Origin of the sequence: Bacillus sp. FJAT-27986 (assembly GCF_001685035.1) — a bacterium.
Taxonomy (GTDB): domain Bacteria; phylum Bacillota; class Bacilli; order Bacillales; family Pradoshiaceae; genus Pradoshia.
Genome location: NZ_MAYV01000015.1, coordinates 321,262 through 342,672 on the forward strand (window position 1 = coordinate 321,262; position 21,411 = coordinate 342,672).

20 protein-coding genes are annotated in these 21,411 nt (G+C 38.4%); 16 read left to right on the plus strand and 4 right to left on the minus strand.

Annotated elements, in window-relative coordinates; genetic code table 11:
* Window positions 1–37 precede the first annotated feature (37 nt).
* Both sufB and A8L44_RS12430 read left to right on the plus strand, forming a co-directional pair.
* A complete protein-coding gene (gene sufB / locus A8L44_RS12425) occupies window positions 38–1,435 on the plus strand; it encodes a Fe-S cluster assembly protein SufB (protein ID WP_066106507.1) in 1,398 nt (465 codons plus the stop codon).
* 396 nt (window positions 1,436–1,831) lie between these two features.
* Window positions 1,832–2,713 carry a mechanosensitive ion channel family protein gene (locus A8L44_RS12430; RefSeq protein WP_077248115.1) on the plus strand — a complete coding sequence of 294 codons (882 nt, stop codon included), beginning with the start codon at window positions 1,832–1,834 and terminating at the stop codon, window positions 2,711–2,713.
* 98 nt (window positions 2,714–2,811) lie between these two features.
* Here the strand turns inward: A8L44_RS12430 and A8L44_RS12435 are convergent, their stop codons facing one another.
* Complete coding sequence (locus A8L44_RS12435) at window positions 2,812–3,117, minus strand: c-type cytochrome (protein WP_066106511.1); 306 nt, start codon at window positions 3,115–3,117, stop codon at window positions 2,812–2,814.
* A gap of 362 nt (window positions 3,118–3,479) precedes the next feature.
* Here A8L44_RS12435 and adhE point away from each other — a divergent pair, with 362 nt between their 5' ends.
* The 7 genes from adhE to yunB all read left to right on the plus strand — a co-directional run bounded on the left by adhE (window position 3,480) and on the right by yunB (window position 12,002).
* Complete coding sequence (gene adhE / locus A8L44_RS12440) at window positions 3,480–6,083, plus strand: bifunctional acetaldehyde-CoA/alcohol dehydrogenase (protein ID WP_066106514.1); 2,604 nt, start codon at window positions 3,480–3,482, stop codon at window positions 6,081–6,083.
* Window positions 6,084–6,223: 140 nt separating this feature from the next.
* A complete protein-coding gene (locus tag A8L44_RS12445) occupies window positions 6,224–7,069 on the plus strand; it encodes a DUF72 domain-containing protein (RefSeq protein WP_066106517.1) in 846 nt (281 codons plus the stop codon).
* Between the two features lie 250 nt (window positions 7,070–7,319).
* Entirely contained in the window at window positions 7,320–8,144 is an 825-nt protein-coding gene (locus tag A8L44_RS12450) for a sulfite exporter TauE/SafE family protein (protein WP_066106520.1), read from the plus strand.
* A gap of 10 nt (window positions 8,145–8,154) precedes the next feature.
* Window positions 8,155–9,522: a bifunctional metallophosphatase/5'-nucleotidase gene (locus tag A8L44_RS12455; protein WP_066106523.1), complete on the plus strand. Its 1,368-nt coding sequence runs from the start codon at window positions 8,155–8,157 to the stop codon at window positions 9,520–9,522.
* 64 nt (window positions 9,523–9,586) lie between these two features.
* Complete coding sequence (locus tag A8L44_RS12460; protein WP_066106526.1) at window positions 9,587–9,886, plus strand: YunC family protein; 300 nt, start codon at window positions 9,587–9,589, stop codon at window positions 9,884–9,886.
* A 180-nt stretch (window positions 9,887–10,066) separates the two neighbouring features.
* Complete coding sequence (locus A8L44_RS12465; RefSeq protein ID WP_066106527.1) at window positions 10,067–11,179, plus strand: HD-GYP domain-containing protein; 1,113 nt, start codon at window positions 10,067–10,069, stop codon at window positions 11,177–11,179.
* Between the two features lie 49 nt (window positions 11,180–11,228).
* Window positions 11,229–12,002, plus strand: a complete 774-nt coding sequence (gene yunB, locus A8L44_RS12470) for a sporulation protein YunB (protein ID WP_066106530.1) — start codon at window positions 11,229–11,231, stop codon at window positions 12,000–12,002.
* Between the two features lie 62 nt (window positions 12,003–12,064).
* On the opposite strand, the gene A8L44_RS12475 is transcribed toward yunB, so the two are convergent.
* Complete coding sequence (locus A8L44_RS12475) at window positions 12,065–13,057, minus strand: M23 family metallopeptidase (protein ID WP_066106532.1); 993 nt, start codon at window positions 13,055–13,057, stop codon at window positions 12,065–12,067.
* 242 nt (window positions 13,058–13,299) lie between these two features.
* Here A8L44_RS12475 and A8L44_RS12480 point away from each other — a divergent pair, with 242 nt between their 5' ends.
* The gene (locus A8L44_RS12480; protein ID WP_066106535.1) at window positions 13,300–13,575 is read left to right on the plus strand and encodes a YutD family protein; all 276 of its coding nucleotides are present in this window, start codon (window positions 13,300–13,302) and stop codon (window positions 13,573–13,575) included.
* A 58-nt stretch (window positions 13,576–13,633) separates the two neighbouring features.
* Here A8L44_RS12480 and A8L44_RS12485 read toward each other — a convergent pair whose 3' ends face one another.
* Window positions 13,634–13,900: a DUF3055 domain-containing protein gene (locus A8L44_RS12485; RefSeq protein ID WP_066106537.1), complete on the minus strand. Its 267-nt coding sequence runs from the start codon at window positions 13,898–13,900 to the stop codon at window positions 13,634–13,636.
* 190 nt (window positions 13,901–14,090) lie between these two features.
* Between A8L44_RS12485 and A8L44_RS12490 the strand changes: the two genes are divergently transcribed.
* From A8L44_RS12490 to A8L44_RS12500, 3 genes are all read left to right on the plus strand, one after another.
* Window positions 14,091–15,389 carry an EAL domain-containing protein gene (locus tag A8L44_RS12490; protein ID WP_066106540.1) on the plus strand — a complete coding sequence of 433 codons (1,299 nt, stop codon included), beginning with the start codon at window positions 14,091–14,093 and terminating at the stop codon, window positions 15,387–15,389.
* A 50-nt stretch (window positions 15,390–15,439) separates the two neighbouring features.
* The gene (locus A8L44_RS12495) at window positions 15,440–15,889 is read left to right on the plus strand and encodes a DUF86 domain-containing protein (protein ID WP_066106543.1); all 450 of its coding nucleotides are present in this window, start codon (window positions 15,440–15,442) and stop codon (window positions 15,887–15,889) included.
* 499 nt (window positions 15,890–16,388) lie between these two features.
* A complete protein-coding gene (locus A8L44_RS12500; protein WP_066106910.1) occupies window positions 16,389–17,153 on the plus strand; it encodes a TIGR01457 family HAD-type hydrolase in 765 nt (254 codons plus the stop codon).
* Between the two features lie 59 nt (window positions 17,154–17,212).
* Here the strand turns inward: A8L44_RS12500 and A8L44_RS12505 are convergent, their stop codons facing one another.
* Complete coding sequence (locus A8L44_RS12505) at window positions 17,213–17,710, minus strand: phosphatidylglycerophosphatase A family protein (protein ID WP_066106546.1); 498 nt, start codon at window positions 17,708–17,710, stop codon at window positions 17,213–17,215.
* Window positions 17,711–18,122: 412 nt separating this feature from the next.
* On the opposite strand from A8L44_RS12505, the gene A8L44_RS12510 reads away from it, so the two are divergent.
* Genes A8L44_RS12510 through thrB form a run of 3 tightly spaced genes read left to right on the plus strand, consistent with a single transcriptional unit; the run spans window position 18,123 to window position 21,386 of the window.
* Window positions 18,123–19,415 carry a homoserine dehydrogenase gene (locus A8L44_RS12510; protein WP_175354291.1) on the plus strand — a complete coding sequence of 431 codons (1,293 nt, stop codon included), beginning with the start codon at window positions 18,123–18,125 and terminating at the stop codon, window positions 19,413–19,415.
* A gap of 1 nt (window position 19,416) precedes the next feature.
* A complete protein-coding gene (thrC, locus tag A8L44_RS12515) occupies window positions 19,417–20,478 on the plus strand; it encodes a threonine synthase (protein ID WP_066106550.1) in 1,062 nt (353 codons plus the stop codon).
* Window positions 20,475–21,386, plus strand: a complete 912-nt coding sequence (thrB, locus tag A8L44_RS12520; RefSeq protein ID WP_066106554.1) for a homoserine kinase — start codon at window positions 20,475–20,477, stop codon at window positions 21,384–21,386. Before thrC ends, thrB begins: the two co-directional genes overlap by 4 nt.
* Window positions 21,387–21,411 lie beyond the last annotated feature (25 nt).

The window sequence follows — 21,411 nt, forward strand, 5'->3', positions numbered from 1 at the left end:
AAACAGCTAGAACTAAGTAAGAAGGAGGAAGCGATCGATGGCTAAAAAAATGCCTGATATCGGTGATTATAAATATGGCTTTCATGATAAGGACGTTTCCATCTTTCGTTCTAAACGCGGTTTAACTAAAGGGATTGTTGAAGAAATCTCTCGTATGAAGAACGAACCACAATGGATGCTTGACTTCCGCTTGAAGTCTCTTGAACATTTTTATAACATGCCAATGCCACAATGGGGAGGCAATCTTTCAGATTTAAACTTTGATGAGATTACGTATTATGTAAAACCATCTGAGAAGTCCGAGAAATCATGGGATGAAGTTCCTGAGGAAATTAAACGTACATTTGACAAACTTGGTATTCCTGAAGCTGAACAAAAATACCTAGCCGGTGTATCAGCTCAATACGAATCTGAAGTTGTGTACCATAACATGAAGGAAGACTTAGAAGCAATGGGAATCGTATTCAAAGATACAGATTCCGCTTTACGTGAAAATGAAGACCTTTTCCGTGAACACTTTGCTAAAGTAATTCCGCCATCTGATAATAAATTTGCTGCATTGAACTCTGCAGTTTGGTCTGGCGGATCATTTATCTATGTCCCACCAGGTATTAAAGTAGATACACCATTGCAAGCATATTTCCGTATTAACTCTGAAAACATGGGTCAGTTTGAGCGTACTTTAATCATCGTTGATAAAGATGCGTCCGTACATTATGTAGAAGGCTGTACGGCTCCTGTTTATACAACAAATTCACTTCACAGTGCTGTTGTTGAAATCATTGTTAAAGAAAATGCTTATTGCCGTTACACAACAATCCAAAACTGGGCAAACAATGTATATAACCTTGTTACTAAACGTACAGTAGTAGATGCTCACGGTACAATGGAATGGGTAGATGGAAACATCGGCTCCAAGCTTACCATGAAATATCCAGCTTGTATTTTACGCGGTGAGGGTGCCCGTGGTATGACGCTTTCCATTGCTATTGCAGGTAAAGGTCAACACCAGGATGCAGGTGCTAAAATGATTCACTTAGCTCCAAATACATCTTCTACAATTGTATCTAAGTCAATTTCTCAGCATGGCGGTAAAGTGAGCTATCGTGGGGTTGTGCACTTTGGTAAAAGGGCTGATGGAGCACGCTCTAATATCGAGTGTGATACACTCATTATGGATAATCAATCAACTTCTGATACGATTCCATACAATGAAATCCACAATGATAATATCTCACTTGAGCATGAAGCGAAAGTTTCCAAAGTATCTGAAGAGCAGCTCTTCTATTTAATGAGCCGCGGTATCTCAGAACAGGAAGCAACAGAAATGATCGTTATGGGATTCATTGAACCGTTCACAAAAGAACTTCCAATGGAATATGCAGTTGAAATGAACAGATTAATTAAATTTGAGATGGAAGGTTCTATCGGTTAATACTGAGACAACTCTTTCCACTATATTAAGAATCCGAATTTATTTTCGGATTCTTTTTTTATCGTCTCCAAAGTTGAAGGGGAATCACCTATACCCTACCTATGGCGTAGTTATGCCCCACCTATACCGGGGTAAAGGTGCAGGATGTGTGAAAGGTGGAGGAAGCCACCTATAATCCGCCTATGCCGCAGCTATGCCCCATCTTTACCGAAGGAAGAATAAGCAATGCAACTTATATTAGCCATGAACCATATAATTTAGACTCCATAGCATCTGCCTCTATTTTATTTAAATAGGTCTACTAGATTTTATTAAACAATAACACTTGGATAATAACAGAATATTTAGTAGTATTTAGTAATCCTTATATTGTTTTTATAATTAGGGAGGATAGATATGGACTTTATTAACAGGTTACAAAGTTATATCAGCATTGATTGGCCTCAACTCAAAAGTTATGGATTAACAATCCTATACACTTTTATCATCACCTATGCTTTGATTTATCTCGTCAGGTTTATTCTTCACAAGTTCTTTAAGCATACAAATTTTTTGATTGAGAAAAAGGAACAAACAATTGAATCTGTAGTACGCAACACGTCTAATTATTTGGGTTTCTTTATTATTATTCTTGCCATGATTAAACCCTTCGTGGATATCAAAAATATACTGGTTGCCGGCGGAGTGGTAGGAATTGTAGTTGGACTGGGTGCCCAAAAAATTATGACTGATCTTCTGGCAGGGTTTTTTATGATATTCGAAAAACAATTTCAGCGAGGGGATTTTGTCCACGTAAATGGGGAAATAGATGGTGGGACAGTAGAGGATATGGGATTTAGAGTGGTGAAAATCCGATTACTTAACGGAAAACTAATGACAGTTCCAAATGGTGAAATTCGCAAAGTAGAAAACGGAAATGTTGAAAGGAGAAGAATTTTTGAGAGCGTAATTGTTAGTTTCCAAGAGAATCCTGCAAAAATAGAAGAGTTACTTGCTGAGGTATGTGATGAACTCAACCAAAAGCAAATCCATTATCTCAAAACTGATTTAAACGGAGAATATCTCGAACCCTATCAAGTTCATGGCTTATCTTCATTAGATAGCAGTCCGTATGGCTTACGATTTTCAATCAAAGCTACAGTAAGCGATGAGTACTATATGGAAGCAGCTCAAATGGCTAAGAAAGTTATGGCGCAGAAAATGTATGAAAATCGTATTGGTTTAGCATCGCAACAATTTGCCGTACAAGATAGACAAAAGGATTATATAGAACACTAAGAAATGCCGTTACGTAGTGGTAACGGCATTTCTTAGTGCTGTTTAATTTTCATTAAACCATAAACCATTGATTCCATATCTCTCTTTAAATCTCTATTCTACTTTTTCTCAGCAAGCCATGCAGCAACTTTCTCTGCATCCTCGCCTTTGATTATTCCTGCAGGCATTCCTTTCGCACCGTTATTGATTATATCCAGGATTTCATCCTTACTCATACTATTTCCGATATCCTCAAGCTTTGGTCCGGCATAGCCTTCTAAAGCATTGCCATGGCAGGAAGCACAGTTATTGGCATATATTTTTTCTTCTTCTGTTAGTGGTTTTTGCGATTCTTCTTCATTACCAGAAGAGCATGCAGTTAAAGAAAAAACTAAGCCTGCCAGTAAGAGGGCTTTTTTGTACATAGGAATCATTCTCCCTTCAGTTCTATTTAAGAATTACTTTACTTGAGTTTATTATTTTGTCAATATAAAGACTTCTCTGTCAATCCGATAGAAGTGGATCTATGACAAAGGACTTAAATTCAAAAAATAATGACTACAGTTAGACAAATACATAAAGCAGGCATATAATAAGTATGTGAAGTATTTCACTATCTGTAAGGTGAAGGTGTTCACAAATTGTTTACAGACTGATTTTAAATAATCTGATAAAATTAAATTGTCAGATAGGATGTTCAGTAATTTTTTTCACTAATAGGGACGTATTTTATCCCTGTGGGACTATTTACGACCAATGCTAAGTTTTCTATAAGGAGGAAATTGAAATGGCTGTTAAAGAAGAAAAAATAGAAGAAGTCCTTAAGGTATCTGAGATGATTGAAGAGTTAATCGAAAATGGAAAATCGGCCCTGCGTACATTTGAGACATTTGATCAAGAAAAAATCGATGAGATTGTTCATCAAATGGCAATTGCCGGTCTTGATCAACACATGCTTTTAGCTAAAATGGCGGTGGAAGAGACTGGCAGAGGGATTTACGAAGATAAATGTACTAAAAACATGTTTGCAACGGAATATATTTGGCACAGTATTAAATACGATAAAACGGTTGGTGTCATTCGTGAAGATCAACAAACAGGTGTCATGGAGATTGCAGAGCCTGTCGGAATTGTTGCAGGTGTCACACCAGTTACGAATCCTACTTCGACTACTATGTTTAAAGCTTTAATATCTATTAAGACACGTAACCCAATTATATTTGCTTTCCATCCATCAGCACAAGAATGCTCCAAGAAGGCGGCGCAAGTCCTGCATGATGCTGCCGTAGCTGCAGGTGCTCCTAAAGGATGTATTCAATGGATTGAGCACCCATCCATTGAAGCTACAAAGCAATTAATGAATCATAAAGATATCGCATTAGTGCTTGCGACAGGCGGAGCAGGAATGGTTAAATCAGCTTATTCTACAGGTAAGCCGGCACTAGGTGTAGGTCCTGGTAACGTACCTTGTTATATTGAAAAGTCAGCTAAAGTAAAACGTGCAGTCAATGATGTTATTTTATCGAAGTCTTTTGATAACGGCATGATCTGTGCCTCTGAGCAAGCTATTATTGTAGATGATCAGATCTATGAAGAAGTTAAACAAGAGTTTATAAAAAATAACTGCTATTTTGTAAATGATAAAGAATTAAAGAAACTTGAACGTCTTGTTATTGATGAAAAATCATGTGCCGTTAATGCTCATATTGTTGGAAAATCTGCTAATGAGATAGCTGAAATGGCTGGAATTAAAGTACCTGAGCATACCAAAATAATAATTGCCGAAATTGATGGTGCAGGTCCACAATATCCTTTATCTCGTGAAAAATTAAGTCCGGTATTGGCGTGTATCCGTGTTAAATCTACGGAAGAGGGCTTTGGTGCATGTATGGATATGCTGAACTTAGGTGGTCTTGGACACTCGGCCGTTATTCATAGCACCAATGAACAAATCCAACGGGAATACGGAATAAAAATGAAAGCATGTCGTATTATTGTAAATTCCCCATCTGCTCAAGGAGGAATTGGTGACATCTATAATGCCTTCATTCCATCTTTAACACTTGGTTGTGGCTCTTATGGAAATAACTCAGTTTCTGAAAATGTATCAGCTACTCACTTGATTAACGTGAAGATGATGACACAGCGTCGTAATAATATGCAATGGTTTAAATTGCCGCCAAAAATTTATTTTGAGAAGTATTCCACACAGTATCTAGCAAAAATGAGAAGAATCAAACGTGCCTTTATTGTAACGGATCCAGGCATGGTAAGCCTTGGTTATGTTGATATTGTTAAAGAATATTTATGGAAAAATAAAGGGATTGAAGCAATCGAAATGTTTGCGGATGTTGAACCGGATCCATCTGATGAAACAGTATTCAAGGGTGCTAAATTAATGCATAGCTTTGAGCCGGATGTAATTGTCGCTCTGGGCGGTGGTTCTGCGCTGGATGCAGCGAAGGGCATGTGGTTATTCTATGAACAACCGGAAACATCATTCTTTAACATTAAACAAAAATTCATTGATATCAGGAAACGTACGTATAAATATCCTGACTTAGGTGAAAAAGCCCAATTTGTTGCCATCCCGACCACCTCCGGTACTGGTTCTGAAGTAACGCCATTTGCGGTTATTACGGATAAAGAAACGAATGTAAAGTATCCGCTGGCTGACTATGCCTTAACACCGGATGTAGCAATCCTGGATTCCCAGTTTGTCATGACTGTTCCTAAAAATATCACAGCTGATACAGGGATGGACGTTTTAACACATGCCATTGAGGCTTATGTGTCTGTAATGGCAAATGATTATACAGATGGTTTAGCCTTAAAAGCTATTGAACTAGTCTTTAATAATTTAAAAACAGCGTACCATGACGGAGCGAATGAGGAAGCTCGTGAGAAAATGCATAATGCATCCTGTATGGCAGGGATGGCCTTCTCCAATGCCTTCCTGGGTATTAATCACAGCCTAGCACATAAGATTGGAGCTGAATTCCATATCCCGCATGGCCGCTCTAATGCAATTCTTATGCCGCATGTTATTCGTTACAATGCCATTCGTCCAAGAAAACATGCGCTCTTCCCTAAATATGAATACTACTGTGCGGATGAGCGATATGCTCAAATAGCCAGAATACTGGGACTACCTGCAAGCACAACTGAAGAAGGGGTTCAGTCATTAATAGAGGCTGTCACTGAGCTGGGTAAATCATTGGAAATCGATATGAGCATTAAAGGACAAGGAATAACTCAAGAAAGATTTGAGGAAAATGTAAAAATATTAGCAGAGCGTGCATTTGAAGACCAATGTACAACTGCCAATCCAAAATTACCTCTAATCAGTGAACTGGAAGAAATCTTAAGAGAAGCGTACAAAGGAGTTTAATTATCTGGTAAAAAAGACGGCATGAAATGTGCCGTCTTTTTTGTATATAGGATTAAATGTAGTCCTCCAAAACAAAGGAGCACCAATCACCAAGGATCTGTATTCATATGCTATTATATGACGTAGGAGGGGGATCCTTTATGATTTATATTGGTGTAACCGGTTGGGGTGATCATGATACCCTTTATCCTTCAACTATTAAGCCTAAAGATAAGCTGGCTGAGTACAGTAGCCATTTTCCGGTAGTGGAAGTTGATGCCTCCTTTTATGCGGTACAGCCGATTAGGAACGCTGAGAAATGGGTTAAAGAGACACCTGATTCTTTTAAATTTATAGTTAAAGCCTATCAAGGAATGACGGGCCATCAGCGTGGCGATATCCCTTTTAAATCAAAAAAAGACATGTTCCATGCTTTTAAGGATTCCTTAAAGCCGTACAGTAACGCGAATAAGCTGGCCTTGGTTTTGTTTCAATTTCCCCCATGGTTTGATTGTAAAAAAGAAAACGTCAGTTATTTAAGGTATTGCAAGGAAATGATGGGCGATTGTAAGGTGGCCTTGGAATTCAGAAATCAATCATGGTTTAGTGAGAAATATCGTGAAGCAACCTTGTCTTTTATGAAAGAAGAAGGGTGGATTCATTCAATTGTGGATGAACCGCAAGCAGGCGAGGGTTCAATCCCGACAGTACCAGTTGCAACCGATTCTGAAGTTACACTTGTGCGGATGCATGGAAGAAATGTGTATGGCTGGAATAAACCGAATGATGCAAATTGGCGGGAAGTTCGATATTTATATAAATACAATGAAGAAGAACTGCTTGAATGGAGAATGAGAATCCAGGAGTTAGCAAAGGATACAAGGGATATCATTGTCTTATTTAACAATAATTCCGGTGGAGACGCCGCTGGTAACGCAAAGGAATTTCAACAAATGCTCGGGATAAGCTATCAAGATTTAAATCCGAGACAAATGGATTTGTTTTAACTTGATTCAGCAGAAGTCTCCCCACCTCGATTAGGTCGTGAGATAAATCAGTAGGAGTTCAAACTTCGACTGAATCAAGTTAAAAGCCTCCAGCGGTTGGAAGGAACATCGCAAGGATTTATTAGGCAGATACGCCTGGACGATTTTTCTCTGCAATAACGTCGAGGTGTTATTAATGATATAAACAACCGATGAGCTATAATCAAGCAGCTTTGTCTCTTTATTACTAAATCATTGGAAGGCGGATTATATGAGTTATATTTTATTAATAATTGTGGGGTTAGCTGCCGGCTTTTTCGGTTCCCTTGTTGGATTGGGCGGAGGTATTATCATCGTTCCGATTCTATTATTTTTATCAGGTGGAATCCTCGGTGCCCTCAGCCCCCAAATGGCAGTGGGTACTTCTCTGTTTACCCTGATTTTTACGGGGCTGTCTTCTACTCTTGCTTATTTAAAGCAGAAGACTGTGGACTATAAAAGTGCATATTTATTTTTGATTGGGATTGCGCCAGGCAGTTTGATTGGAGGATGGGCCAATTCCTATTTAAATGTGGATGCCTTTAATATCCTGTTTGGAATCCTTATGGTTTTCATGTCCTTTCTCCTTATGGTCAGAAATAAACTGAAGCCAAAAAAGAAGAATTTCAACGGGATGGTTACACGTACATACATAGATAAGGAAGGGCGTGAGCATCAATATGGTTACAAAAAAAGTAGCGCCATATTGGTCTCTTTTGCGGTCGGCTTTCTCTCTTCGTTATTTGGGATAGGCGGAGGCTCTTTGATGGTACCGGTTATGTTGATTGCGTTCCATTTTCCTCCCCATGTCGCTGTCGGGACATCGATGTTGTTAATATTCTTCTCTTCCATTATTGGATCCATTAGCCACATTTTTCAGGGCCATGTCAATTGGCTTTATGCATTGGCGCTAATACCGGGTGGATATATTGGAGCAAAATTGGGTGCCTTTGTAAATACGAAAATGAAAAGTACAACCTTGGTCATCGCACTCAGAATCATGCTGGTAGTAGTTGGCATAAAATTGATCTGGGAAGGGGTACAAGCGTTAATTTAGAGGTGGGAATATGAAGGAAACAATTCATTTGTTTCATATAAATGATATACATAGTCATTTTGAGCATTGGAATAAAATTGTAACATATATGAATAATCAGCAGGCGGCATATGAGGAAGCCGGAGATATTGTGTTTAAGCTCGATATAGGTGATCATGTTGACCGATTTCATCCTTTTACGGAAGGTACAATGGGAAAAGGAAATATTCAATTATTAAATGAAGCGGGCATAAACGGTGCAACGATTGGCAATAACGAGGGAATTACATTACCCCATGATGAATTGGATCATTTATATGAGGAAGCCGAATTTCCAGTTACCGTTGCCAATCTTTATAAACCTGATGGAAGCAGACCTAGCTGGGCTTTGCCATATTATATTAGGGTAACGCCTAAAGGAAGGCGTATTGCTTTTTTTGGCGTAACAGCTCCATTTACTGAATTGTATCATCTCCTAGGGTGGTCCATCACAGATCCATTTTATGAGGTCGAACGTATTATAAATGAATTAAAGGGAAAAGCAGATATTATAATTTTATTATCTCACTTAGGCTTACCAAGTGATGAGGTTATCGCAGCCAAACATCCGGAAATTTCTCTGATTATTGGAGGGCATACTCATCATATTTTGCATAGTGGAAAAAGGATTAACCAAACTCTTTTATGTTGTGCAGGTAAATATGGAATGTACGTCGGTCATGCAGAAGTAACAATAGATGAAGGATTTATTTCTACACGGGCCGGTCTTGTAGATATGCGATCGGATGGATTAACGGTAGCAGATCAGTTGATGGCAGATAAACTGTATGAAATCGGAAAGACAACTCTCAATGAAACGATACTAACTCTAGAACAGCCGTTAAAAACTGACTGGTTTCATGATTCAGATCTTTCTAAATTACTTTGCCAAGGGGTGAAGGAATGGTGTGAAGTGGACATCGCCTTATTAAATTCAGGTCTACTATTGGATGGTTTGGATGCTAAAGATGTGACTAAATATGATATCCACAAAATTTGTCCTCACCCAATTAATCCATGTATATTAACCATTACAGGAGAAAAATTAATACAAATTTTAAATCTGACTCGTAATCCCGACTGGCCTCATCTGCAAGTAAAGGGTCTTGGCTTTAGGGGGAAAATAATGGGATCATTTGTTTATGACGGTGTTCAATTGATAGATAGGGATAATCAGAGCTGTTGGTTACATAATGGTAAACAAATTAATACACAGGAGCTGTACAGGGTGGCCATTCCTGATATGTTTACGTTTGGCCATCTTTTTCCGGAAGTCAGAGAGGTTGAGAACAAAACCTATTTGATGCCAGAATTTCTTAGAGATATTCTTGCCTGGAAATTAGCGCAGCTTGCATCTTAACGGCATGTTTTAGGGTGAGCAGCCATATACTTTATGAATGGTACTGGAATAAGGGGTGGTGCTCATGATTGAATTTGTGCCCTTTGAAATAGACGGTAAATTATATAAGGGTGTGAGTGTACAGCTTCCAAAGACATCTCTACTGGCAATTGCCGGACAGAAGGGATATATTATGTGCGGAGCACTGGATATTGGATTATTGAATGAAAGGCTCAACGAACGTAGGATTATTGCCGGAAGAGCGGTAGGGGTACGTACCCTAGAGGAATTATTGAATGCTCCGCTCGAATCAGTAACGGAAGAAGCCAAAAGAAGAGGGATTGTTCCAGGAATGCTTGGAAAAGATGCAATTCAATTTATGTAGAGCAACTCCTAAAGGGGTGCTCTTTTTTTATGTTAACGAACTAATGGAATAGTGTGATTAACAAACAATTTTTTATAATATATTCCAAAATTTGAAAATAATTTTAGGTTAATCTGTTATAATATAGGATAAGATGTCAAATTATAGACATTAAATCTTTTCCTAAACAGAGGTATAAAAATGAGAATCGTTCAGACAGCTTATTTAACTTCGGGTGCCGTTTTAGGAAAGCCAATCGTTGATATCAAGGGGCGTACCCTGTTGCATAAAGGTGTGCAAATTACAGATTGGCAGATTAAACGGCTGCAGAAATACAATATTCCATATGTTTATATTGATGATATAGAAACCAGTCATATAATTCCTGAGGATATTATTTCAGATAAAATCCGAAGAGGAGCTATTGTAACAATTAAAGATACCTTTGATAATATGAAGAATGAAGTCAAGCAATCTAAAAGTATAGTCATAGAAAATGCTGCATTGACCATGTCAAAGCTAGTTGATCAACTGACAGCCGAATTAAAAGGGCATCAGGATTTATTTCATATTATTTCTGATATCTATACCTTTGATAGTTATGTTTTTAATCACTCCTTAAATGTCGCACTATATTCACTGGCCATCGGCTTGGAATTAAAATTAAAGCCAGATGTATTAAGAACATTGGGACTTGGTTCAATCCTGCATGATGTAGGGAAAATGGCCGTTCCGGAGGAAATCCTCTTTAAACCAGGAAAACTTCTGGAAAGTGAGTTCCAAATTATTAAACGGCATTCGGAAGAAGGATTCCATATACTCAGACAGGTCCACAATCTTTCATTGCTCGTGGCTCATTGTGCATATCAGCATCATGAACGGCTTGATGGCAGCGGGTATCCTCGAGGACTAAAAAACAATGAAATTTTATACATGGCTAAAATTATTGCTGTAGCAGATGTTTTTGATGCTGTTACATCTAAACGTGTGTATCGGGAAGCGATGCTGCCAAGTGAAGCTCTGGAACTGTTGTATGCAGGTACAGGTACTAAATTTGATCGGGAGATTGTGGATGCATTCAAGAGGTCGATTGCCATTTATCCAGTCGGCATCACTGTTGAATTAAATGATGGACGAAAAGGAATCGTATCTAGGCAGAATGCAGGCTACAGTGATCGCCCTGTCATAGAAGTGTATGAAAGAAATGGTGAGCAGCTCCCATTTAGATATGAAGTTGATTTGAAAATACAGCTGGATGTAACCATTAAAAAATGTGATACAACCTTCAGCAATCATACAATGAAATTAAGCTAATAAACCTCTTCTTACAAGCATAGGTATACTTGTAAGGAGGGGATTTTTTATGTATAGACGTAAACGGATTAAAAGGAAACGATCTATTATGCGGGGTCCCTTGCCGGTTAAGCATGTCCTTCTTATAACATTTTTGTTCTTTATGGGAACGAGCCTAATCAGTCTTTGGATCGTGAATGCGGCTATTGAACCTACATTGATGCGTTATGCAGAATCTGAAACGAAAAAACTTACCAGCTTGGTTATTAATCAAGCAATTAAAGAAACTCTTTCCACACATAATGATATGGACAAAATTATTACAGATATACCCAAGCAGGGAGACGATATAGCTGTGGATGGAATCCAGTTTAACACAGAAATTATTAATAGAATCCGTTCGGAAACCTCTTTGCTTATCCAAAATCAATTAAGTGAAATAGAAAATGGTAATTTATCATCCTTTGACTATCTGAAGGATCGAGTAAGGGTGAAGGAAAATGGTTCAAAGGGAATTATACATGAGGTTCCGCTCGGGAAAGCAACGAATAATGCCTTGCTTGGTAATCTTGGTCCAAAAATCCCGGTGGAAATGGAAACAATCAGTGATATACAAAGTGATGTCAAAACGACCCTGGAGCCATACGGAATCAATAACGCCCTGATTAAGGTCTATTTAGAGGTTGAAGTTCATGCCCAGGTTATTATCCCATTTGCTTCAAAGCCGACGAAGATTAAAACCACTATTCCAATGGGAATGAGAGTCGTGTCCGGTCATGTTCCTACTTATTTCAATGGGAGTGGGACAGGGGGATCCCCTGCTATCCAACTACCTGCAAAATAGGGGGTCTGTTCAATAGAAAAAGGCTTGAATCTTGTTTTATACAGGACCCAAGCCTTTCTAGTTTACTTTGCCTTCGCGGCTTTTTCAGCTCTTTCCCAAAGCTTTAAATACGGATATGGATTAAAGGACCATTCAGTGCGGCCGTTTTCTTTATACATCCCATAATGAAGATGAGGAGGGAATTTTCCAGATGTACCGGGGGGACCATATCCAGAGCTGCCAACACCTCCAAGGAGAGTGCCTGGTTCAACTAATTGACCAACCTCAATCCCTTTTGCAAATCCATTTAGATGTGCAAAATAATGATAGGTGTTATTGATATCACGAATGCCAATTCTCCACCCGCCAAATTTATTCCACCCCTTTAGCTCTATAATTCCATAACAGGTGGATCTTACGGGTACACCATAGCCTGCAAAAATATCTGTACCTTCATGAGAACGACGGCCACCCCAGCCACGGGCAACTCCCCATGTGCTTGTATATGTATAATGGCTGCCAAGTGGAACAGGAAAAGCTTTTTTCTGCAAATCAATGGTTTGATGTTTTTTAAATAATTGAGCATTGCTCATAATAATACTTACTGCTCGATCTCTTTTATAGTATTCCCATATACCGATACGGAAGTTATCTTTATCTACTCCATAGGATAGTAAATATTGATTTATCGCAGCTAATTGATCATATTCATTAAAGGGATCTGCTTTACCATCTTGATCACCATCAATCCCCATGCCACCAAAAAAAGAAATGGTTAAAGGGTTAGTGTCTTTGGTATTTGGATTTGAGATTCCGGTCCACTTATCTGCTGGAATTAGAATACCAAGTGTATTTGGGTCCGATAGGTCTTTTCGAGCCAATCTGATACTTCGTTCATATTGATCAAAAGCAGCTATATAGTACCAAGGGAGTTGGGTGGAGTCTTCTACACGTTTGTACATTTCCATCCGTTTTTTTAATAGTTGCTGCTCATCTTGACTGGCTGATGCTTGCACAGGTATGCAGGGGGAGATATAAGCTGCCAGAATGAATAGAATCAATATACGATAGAACATTTGGAACACTCCTTTACTGTTCGTTAGTATACCGATAAATGAGGATGATTATTTTAGTAGGAAATTGGAAAGTGATTGTAAAATCTGTAAGGTAGCTCATTATAATAACAGTAGGTAAACATGGATAAAGAAAATGGAGGGCTAGAGAAATCCACATCATAAATAAAAAACTTCATGGTTATATGTGGGGAATGATATAATAAGGAAACAAATTACGGAATAAATGAGTAAGAGGTGAACAAATGATTACCATTAATAACACTCAATATGAGATTGTAGAAGAACATGGAGACGGGTTTAATGAAGAGACCTTTAAAAGCCGTTTTAGTGAGATATTGAACCGTTATGACTATATACTTGGGGACTGGGGATATGGACAACTTCGCCTTAAAGGGTTTTTTGATGACCAGAATCAGAAAGCATCCTACGATAATAAAATAAGTACCATCAAAGAATATCTGTATGAATACTGTAACTTTGGCTGTTCGTACTTTATTTTAAAGAAAACTAAAAAGTGAGTGAAAAGCCCCCAATTCTTCGTAATTGAGGGGCTATTATTTTAACCGCTGTGCAGAGTTAAATGACCTCGTCTAAGAATTTTTTCCACTCCAATGCCTCATCACTCGTTATAGAAAAAGCATATTCCAAATAGCCGGGCTCCTCTAAATCGTCTGGTCCAATAATGGCGAAACGGTTCCCTTGCATATCCAACACAAGTGTTTTTCCATAGAAACGATCGGTTCTGGTTAAAGCTAGGTCAATTCTGCTGTTTTCACCCATGAAACTGACAAATCTAGTTTTTGTATCATACGTGTCATCGTAAAGAAAAAATCGCTCGGACATATGGGTTCCTCCATTTTGTTATTATCATTTGATTCTTCTAAATCCTATGGTTTTTATACTGGAGACTTCTAGTCTTATTCTAACATTTTTCAACAAAAAATTTTAAAAAAAGGATATAATAGGAATATACTGAAAGTTTAAGGCTCTAATGTTAAATCCCAACTATGCTTTTGTGAGAGGATTGTGTAATATGGTTCATTCCTATAATGGAGGAACAAAATGGAGTAAGTGGATGTCCATTTTTCTTCTTGATTCGAGACTTCTGTTCTATCCTCCGAAATTTACAATAAGAAACCCAATTGTATCAAGGATAAAAAAAGCATTTGGAAATCAAGGTGAAATTGCAATTGTTGTATTTCATATTAGCAAAATGGATGAATTAAAGGAAATGGCTGGTGAGCAAGCCTATTACTCCTTCTTTCATGATTTAAAAAAAGAATTTGAAATAGCTATTAAAAAATATATTTACAGAACAAATATTATGGGAGTACAAGATTTTAATCAGGATAGCATTGTCTTGTATGTAAGGAGTCCTTTGTGCACACCAGGAACTGACCAGTTGGATAATATAATAGGGAATATACACCAGTCAGTACAGGAATCTGACATATATAGATATTCGCCAATTGAGCTTACAATCGGACGTGGATATATGTACTGTGACCGGACCTATATAAATATTGAAACAACGGTTAATCGGGCCTTTGTTTTAGCTCATTCCATGGCTCGTAATGAGGTGGAGCCAGATTATAATGATATGATTCATCAGCTTACTGGTATTATCCATGATAAATCGATTCGCTTGATGTCACAGGCTATCTTAGAAGTAGAAACGGGTAAGGTTAAAGCATGGGAAATGCTATCAAGAGGACCGTCCGGAACGAAGCTTGAAAATCCGTTAACGTTATTTGCAGTCGCTAAACAAACTGGCAGATTGTTTACTCTTGAAATGATTGTGTTGGAAAAGGTATTTCAACACATCCAAATGACGGATATAGAGGGTGATATCTATATCAATTTTACACCAATAACAATGGGAGAACGTAATTTTCCTGGCCATGTAGAGATGTTATTAAAAAAATATGAGATTGACCCATCCGTGGTAGTGTTTGAAATAACCGAGAGAGATTCGATTGAAGGAGTTCATCTATTAAGATCAAATGTCAGCTATTTACGTTCACTTGGAATTAGAATAGCTATTGATGATACAGGAGCTGGCTATGCAAGTTTGCATATTATAGGAGAAGTATTGCCGGATATCATAAAAATCGATCGTACAGTTATACAAAATATTCATTCAAACCGTGTGAAAGAATCTATGCTTAAGGGTCTGCTGCTCATTGCTAAAGAAACGGGTTCTCTTGTTGTTGCAGAAGGAATAGAAAATGAAGATGAGGCTATGGTGATGGTACGGAATAAGGTAGACCTTGCTCAGGGTTATTTTTATGGGAGACCCCAATTTCTTGAACTTTCATTAGCAACCATTTAAGCTTAAAAATGGATAGTATATGTGGTGAGATTGATGAGGAGGAATACAGGATGTACTTCGTAGATCGAGAAGCAATTGAGGATAAACTGCTTTATTTAGAAACTCAGACAAATCTTCTGAAAAGTAAAGGAGAATGGACTGAGTCTACTATTGAGAAACTGGCATTAGAGCGTATCTTTCAAACCATCATTGATGCCGTTCTGGATGTAGGGAATTCAATGATAGATGGTTTTATTATGAGAGATCCAGGCAGCTATGAAGACATAATCGATATCCTGCTGGATGAAAAAGTGATTGATTCAGCGATGGAGATTGATTTAAAAACATTGCTCCCATACAGGAAAGAACTCGTGCAAGCCTACACAGCTATTCATCACGGGCAACTGCAAAAAGCAGTATATGAAAATTTGAACACTATTCAACAATTCCCTGCATGTATAAGAAGCTATATTGAAACTGAATTAGGTGTCGTAACAGCTTTTAAACCATATGATAAATGATACGTACATAAACGATGAGCCAATATGCTTATCGTTTTTTTAATGATTGTGATAATCGTTTGAGTTAGACATTTTGGGTACTTTTGAATTTTAAATACCCTGATAAAAGAAGGTGCTATGATGGAAATCTGGAACTTAACTGAAAATCCTGTAGGTAATACTTATCAGCAATTATTAGAAGTCTTATGTGATTACTCGGACACATTCTATTTTGTAACACGGAAAGAATTAACTTATAAACAAGAAATACTTGAACAATTTTGCATGGTTCACCTGTACTACACATGAGGAGTTCGGTGGATTTTCCATTCGTTCGGAATTTTATAGGAAGTTAATTGGCCAAATAGAAAGCTTAAAAGTAGAAAAAGAGGATTAAACTACTTGGGTATGTCCTAATTAGCATCAGGAGATAATTAGACGGGCTTCCGCTTTTCGATTGAATGCTACTGTGGTAAAGTAAATGAAGTAAATCTAACACGTCCAGGAGAGAACAATGCGTATGAAAAAGTATAAAGGTTATTTAATTGATTTAGATGGAACAATGTATAAGGGAACAGAACGAATTTTGGAGGCTGTCCATTTTGTGCAGGAACTAAAAAGACAAGAGATTCCTTATTTATTTGTAACGAATAATTCATCACGTACTCCTGAGCAGGTAGCTGAAAAGCTGCGCCAATTTGACATTCCTGCTACAGGGGAACAAGTTTTTACAACAAGTATGGCTACAGCAAATTATATATATGAGAAAAAACAAGATGCATCTGTTTTCATTATTGGGGAAGACGGTATCATTGAAGCCTGTAAAGAAAAAGGATTTACCTTTAAGAATGAAGATGCTGATTTTGTGATTACTGGAATTGATCGTGGAATTACATATGAAAAATTATCGGTTGCCTGTCTTGCAGTCCGTAATGGAGCAACATTCATTTCTACCAATGCTGATATTGCCATTCCAACTGAGAGAGGGCTCTTACCAGGTAATGGATCATTAACTTCTGTTGTTACTGTGTCTACTCAAACGGAGCCTATATTTATCGGAAAGCCTGAATCAATCATTATGGAACAGGCGATGAAGGTGCTGGGTGTCTCTAAAGAAGAGACGTTGATGGTTGGAGATAACTATGATACGGATATTATGGCTGGTATGAATGCTGGGGTTGATACATTGCTTGTTCATACTGGTGTTACGACCAGAGAACATTTAAAAGGCTATGACCGCAAGCCAACTTATACAATTGATTCATTGGATCAATGGACTATTTAATCTAAAAAAAGGCTCACAACTCATGATTAATTCTCGAGTGTGAGCCTTCTTTAATGATTTTACTCCACGTTTTCAATACGGTGTGCCAGCCGGCTAGAGGCAGCAGCTGCGATGGCGCCGACAATATCATCTAGAAAGGTATGACATTCTCCGGTTGATTTATCATTTAATCGCTTCAGGATACCGGGCTTAAGTTTATCTACATATCCATAGTTGGTAAAGCCAATGGAGCCATATACATTAACAATGCTTAATGCAAGAATCTCATCCACGCCATACAAACCTTCATCGACACCAATAATGGATTGTATTGGTTCCTCCAATAAGCCCTTTTCAGCTAACATATCTAATTGAATGCCGGTTAAAATGGCATTTTGAACCTCGCGTTTTGAAAGTACGCGTTCCACGTTGTAAATACAATCTTCCAATTGCAAATCATCATGGTATTTATGCTGGAGATACATAACTAATTCACCGATATCTTTTACCGATACGCCGCGATCCATTAGCCATTGTCTTGCAGTCTGTTCCGTTTTATCAATCGATTTATCTTTCATTAAGTGTACACCGACTTCCATTTATAATACGTACAAATAGTGGTTGATGAGCATATTAAAAGGCCTTCTTCCTTATCGGCTAATCATCTATCCTTGCAATCTTTGTAAAATCCATATCGCTTTAATTATGAAATATTCTTCTTTTTATATCTTAGTAAGCATGCTAATAAGAGGTGATTATTTGCTGAATAAAATTTGCATCATAAGAAGACACCCATTTAGTATGCGGAGAAGAATTTACTTTGCTTATGGTTCAAATATATTTTTAGAATATTGTGTATAATAGAACGATAGGGTAAAATTATTTTAATTTTTAATTAATTTAATATTGTAAACGGTTATGTTTATATTTATAATGTCTTCTATACATAAACAAATGTATTTTTGTGGTAGACAAAAAGGGGGAGATAGGGTGAAACCAATTACAATTGGATTACTGGGACTGGGAACTGTCGGAACAGGTGTGGTACAAATCATTCAGAATCACCAGGAAAAACTGACGCATCAGGTTGGTTGCCCGGTAGAGATTAAAAGAATCCTTGTTAAAGATAAATATAAAGATAGAGCAATGGATGTATCATCCGAACTTTTAACGACTTCCGCAACAGACATCATCTCTGATCCTGAAATAGATATCGTTATTGAGGTAATAGGCGGTGTGGAAGATACTTACTTGTTGCTGATGCAGGCTTTAAATAATAAAAAACATATAGTAACAGCTAATAAAGATCTGATGGCAGTCTATGGACCGGATTTATTGCGTACTGCTTCAGAGAATGGCTGTGATTTATTTTATGAGGCAAGTGTAGCTGGGGGTATCCCTATTTTACGAAGCTTGGTAGATGGACTTGCATCAGATCATATTACAAAAATAATGGGCATTGTAAATGGTACTACGAATTATATTATGACGAAAATGACCAAGGAAAAAGTCTCTTATCAGGAAGCGTTAAAAGAAGCACAGGATCTTGGCTTTGCTGAAGCAGATCCAACTGCCGATGTAGAAGGCTTAGATGCAGCAAGAAAGATGGCGATTCTGGCAACCTTGGGCTTTTCAATGAATATTGGATTGGAAGATGTGAAGGTACAGGGGATTACAACTGTTTCTGATGCGGACCTAGCGCTCTGCAAAAGGCTTGGATACACTATGAAGCTGCTTGGGTTTGCCAATCGAACCGAAAATAAAGTGGAGGTGAGCGTCCAGCCCACCCTTTTACCGGAGGAACATCCTCTTGCTACCGTAAATGACGAATATAATGCGGTGTATGTATATGGGGAGGCAGTTGGTGAGACCATGTTTTACGGACCTGGAGCCGGCAGTCTGCCAACAGCAACAGCAGTAGTATCGGATCTTGTTGCCATCATGAAAAATATGAGGCTGGATGTAAATGGGCGAAGTGCAGTTATACCTCAATTTGATAAAAAATTAAAAACGAATGAAGAAATTAATAGCAAATTTTTTCTGCGGATTCATGTGAAGGATGAAGTTGGTGTTTTTGCACAGCTAACTGCTATTTTTGCTAACCATGGAATAAGCTTTGAGAAAATCATGCAGCTGCCAATTAAGGTCAACGAATTATCGGAAATTGTACTTGTATCACATAAGGCTCCAGTGGCTAATTTTGAAAACGTATTGCGTGAGCTGGAAACCAATGAAAAAGTTTACTCCATAAAAAGTACGTATCGAGTTGAAGGGGGAGCATAGAATGAGCTGGAATGGGTTACTGCAGGAATTTAAAGAATTTTTACCGGTGAATAACCAGACCCCGAATTTAAGTCTGTTGGAGGGGAATACGCCGTTAATTCGCTGTCATAATCTTTCAAAGGAGTTGGGGATTGATTTATATGTTAAATATGAAGGTGCCAATCCAACAGGCTCCTTTAAAGATCGGGGAATGGTGATGGCAGTAGCAAAAGCCATAGAAGAAGGCAGTGATACGATTATATGTGCTTCAACCGGCAATACATCCGCTGCAGCTGCAGCCTACGCAGCCCGATCCGGGCTACGCTGCATTGTTGTTATTCCTGATGGGAAAATTGCCATGGGTAAGTTAGCTCAGGCAGTTATGTATGGAGCCGAAATCTATGCCATTAAAGGGAACTTCGATCAGGCATTGGCTATGGTCCGCTCCATCAGTGCCAAATTTCCCATCACACTTGTCAATTCGGTGAATCCTTACAGAATTGAAGGGCAAAAAACGGCTGCTTTTGAGATATGTAAACAATTGGGTAAGGCCCCTGATGTGCTCGCAATACCGGTTGGAAATGCCGGTAATATTACAGCGTATTGGAAAGGGTTTAAGGAATATCATGAGCAATGCCAGAGTGGGCTTCCGGAAATGAGAGGATTCGAAGCGGAAGGTGCGGCTGCGATTGTACATAATCGGGTGTTCGAACAACCAGAAACCATAGCCACTGCGATTCGTATCGGAAATCCGGCCAGTTGGGAATATGCCGTTGAGGCGGTAAAGGAATCAAACGGAAAAATAGATGAAATCAATGATGATGATATTATCAAGGCTTATCAGTTATTAGCCAGAAAAGAAGGAATATTTGCCGAACCAGCTTCCTGTGCTTCCATTGCAGGTATCTATAAACAATTGCAAACAGGAGAAATAAAGAAGGGACAAACAGTTGTCGCAGTATTAACCGGTAACGGGCTTAAAGACCCAAATACGGCTGTGGAGTACAGTCAAATACAACCAACTGTTATTGAAAACGATGAAGAAGAATTGGTAAGATGCTTTGGCGGTGTAGTCTCATCATGAACCAGCCTGACATGTTGCGTATTAAAATACCGGCAAGTACAGCCAATCTGGGACCGGGATTTGACTCAATTGGAATCGCACTGGGCTTGTATTTGACGATAGAAGCAATGCCATCAGATGAATGGATGGTTATTATCAAATCGGATGAATTAAAGAAAACTCCTTCGGATGAAAGTAATTTTATTGTTCGGATGGCTAAGAAAGCTGCAGCCTATTTTGGGGCAGAAATGCCGGTCTGCAGATTGATGGTGAAAAGTGAAATACCGTTGGCAAGAGGTCTGGGCAGCAGTGCGTCAGCAATTGTAGCGGGACTTGAGCTTGCCAATGTCTTTTGTAATCTGAATTTGAGCAAGGAAGAAAAACTAAGATTTGCGAGTTTAGAGGAAGGGCATCCAGATAATGTGGGTGCATCCATTTACGGTGGCATGATTGTCGGCATTCATAATGATTGTGAATCAACCCTTGTATCATTACCGATTGGGGATGTCGGGGCAATTGTAACGATTCCTCCGTTTGAGTTGAACACTGAAAGAGCACGTGAAGTATTGCCAACTCATCTGTCCCATTCTCAAGCTGTTTCTTCAAGTGCTGCAGCGAACATTTTGGTAGCCGCTGCTGCTACAAATGATTGGAAACTGGTTGGAGAGATGATGGAAAGAGATGATTTCCATGAAAAGTATCGAAGTGAGTTAATGCCTCACTATTCTAGAATTAAACGTTTAGCAAAAGAGGAAGGAGCTTATGGCAGTTCAATCAGTGGTGCCGGGCCAACCATTTTTTCTTTAGCTCCTTCACATTCTGTTCCACTTATTTGTGAACGTCTTAAAGGAGAGTTTCCTGAAATGAATATCCTTCATATTCCAATGGTCAATACGGGTTCTATTATACAACTGACGGATTTAAATTAAAAACAGCGATTCCCCAATTATAGGG

What these genes read in the sequence shown, in the direction of transcription:
- thrC (WP_066106550.1), top strand. Translation starts at nt 19,417, where the DNA reads ATGAGCTGGAATGGGTTACTGCAGGAATTTAAAGAATTTTTACCGGTG.
- A8L44_RS12460 (WP_066106526.1), top strand. Translation starts at nt 9,587, where the DNA reads ATGATTGAATTTGTGCCCTTTGAAATAGACGGTAAATTATATAAGGGT.
- A8L44_RS12435 (WP_066106511.1), bottom strand. Translation starts at nt 3,117, where the DNA reads ATGTACAAAAAAGCCCTCTTACTGGCAGGCTTAGTTTTTTCTTTAACT.
- A8L44_RS12445 (WP_066106517.1), top strand. Translation starts at nt 6,224, where the DNA reads ATGATTTATATTGGTGTAACCGGTTGGGGTGATCATGATACCCTTTAT.
- A8L44_RS12490 (WP_066106540.1), top strand. Translation starts at nt 14,091, where the DNA reads ATGGTTCATTCCTATAATGGAGGAACAAAATGGAGTAAGTGGATGTCC.
- sufB (WP_066106507.1), top strand. Translation starts at nt 38, where the DNA reads ATGGCTAAAAAAATGCCTGATATCGGTGATTATAAATATGGCTTTCAT.
- yunB (WP_066106530.1), top strand. Translation starts at nt 11,229, where the DNA reads ATGTATAGACGTAAACGGATTAAAAGGAAACGATCTATTATGCGGGGT.
- adhE (WP_066106514.1), top strand. Translation starts at nt 3,480, where the DNA reads ATGGCTGTTAAAGAAGAAAAAATAGAAGAAGTCCTTAAGGTATCTGAG.
- A8L44_RS12465 (WP_066106527.1), top strand. Translation starts at nt 10,067, where the DNA reads ATGAGAATCGTTCAGACAGCTTATTTAACTTCGGGTGCCGTTTTAGGA.
- A8L44_RS12475 (WP_066106532.1), bottom strand. Translation starts at nt 13,057, where the DNA reads ATGTTCTATCGTATATTGATTCTATTCATTCTGGCAGCTTATATCTCC.
- A8L44_RS12450 (WP_066106520.1), top strand. Translation starts at nt 7,320, where the DNA reads ATGAGTTATATTTTATTAATAATTGTGGGGTTAGCTGCCGGCTTTTTC.
- A8L44_RS12495 (WP_066106543.1), top strand. Translation starts at nt 15,440, where the DNA reads ATGTACTTCGTAGATCGAGAAGCAATTGAGGATAAACTGCTTTATTTA.
- thrB (WP_066106554.1), top strand. Translation starts at nt 20,475, where the DNA reads ATGAACCAGCCTGACATGTTGCGTATTAAAATACCGGCAAGTACAGCC.
- A8L44_RS12505 (WP_066106546.1), bottom strand. Translation starts at nt 17,710, where the DNA reads ATGAAAGATAAATCGATTGATAAAACGGAACAGACTGCAAGACAATGG.
- A8L44_RS12455 (WP_066106523.1), top strand. Translation starts at nt 8,155, where the DNA reads ATGAAGGAAACAATTCATTTGTTTCATATAAATGATATACATAGTCAT.
- A8L44_RS12485 (WP_066106537.1), bottom strand. Translation starts at nt 13,900, where the DNA reads ATGTCCGAGCGATTTTTTCTTTACGATGACACGTATGATACAAAAACT.
- A8L44_RS12480 (WP_066106535.1), top strand. Translation starts at nt 13,300, where the DNA reads ATGATTACCATTAATAACACTCAATATGAGATTGTAGAAGAACATGGA.
- A8L44_RS12430 (WP_077248115.1), top strand. Translation starts at nt 1,832, where the DNA reads ATGGACTTTATTAACAGGTTACAAAGTTATATCAGCATTGATTGGCCT.
- A8L44_RS12500 (WP_066106910.1), top strand. Translation starts at nt 16,389, where the DNA reads ATGAAAAAGTATAAAGGTTATTTAATTGATTTAGATGGAACAATGTAT.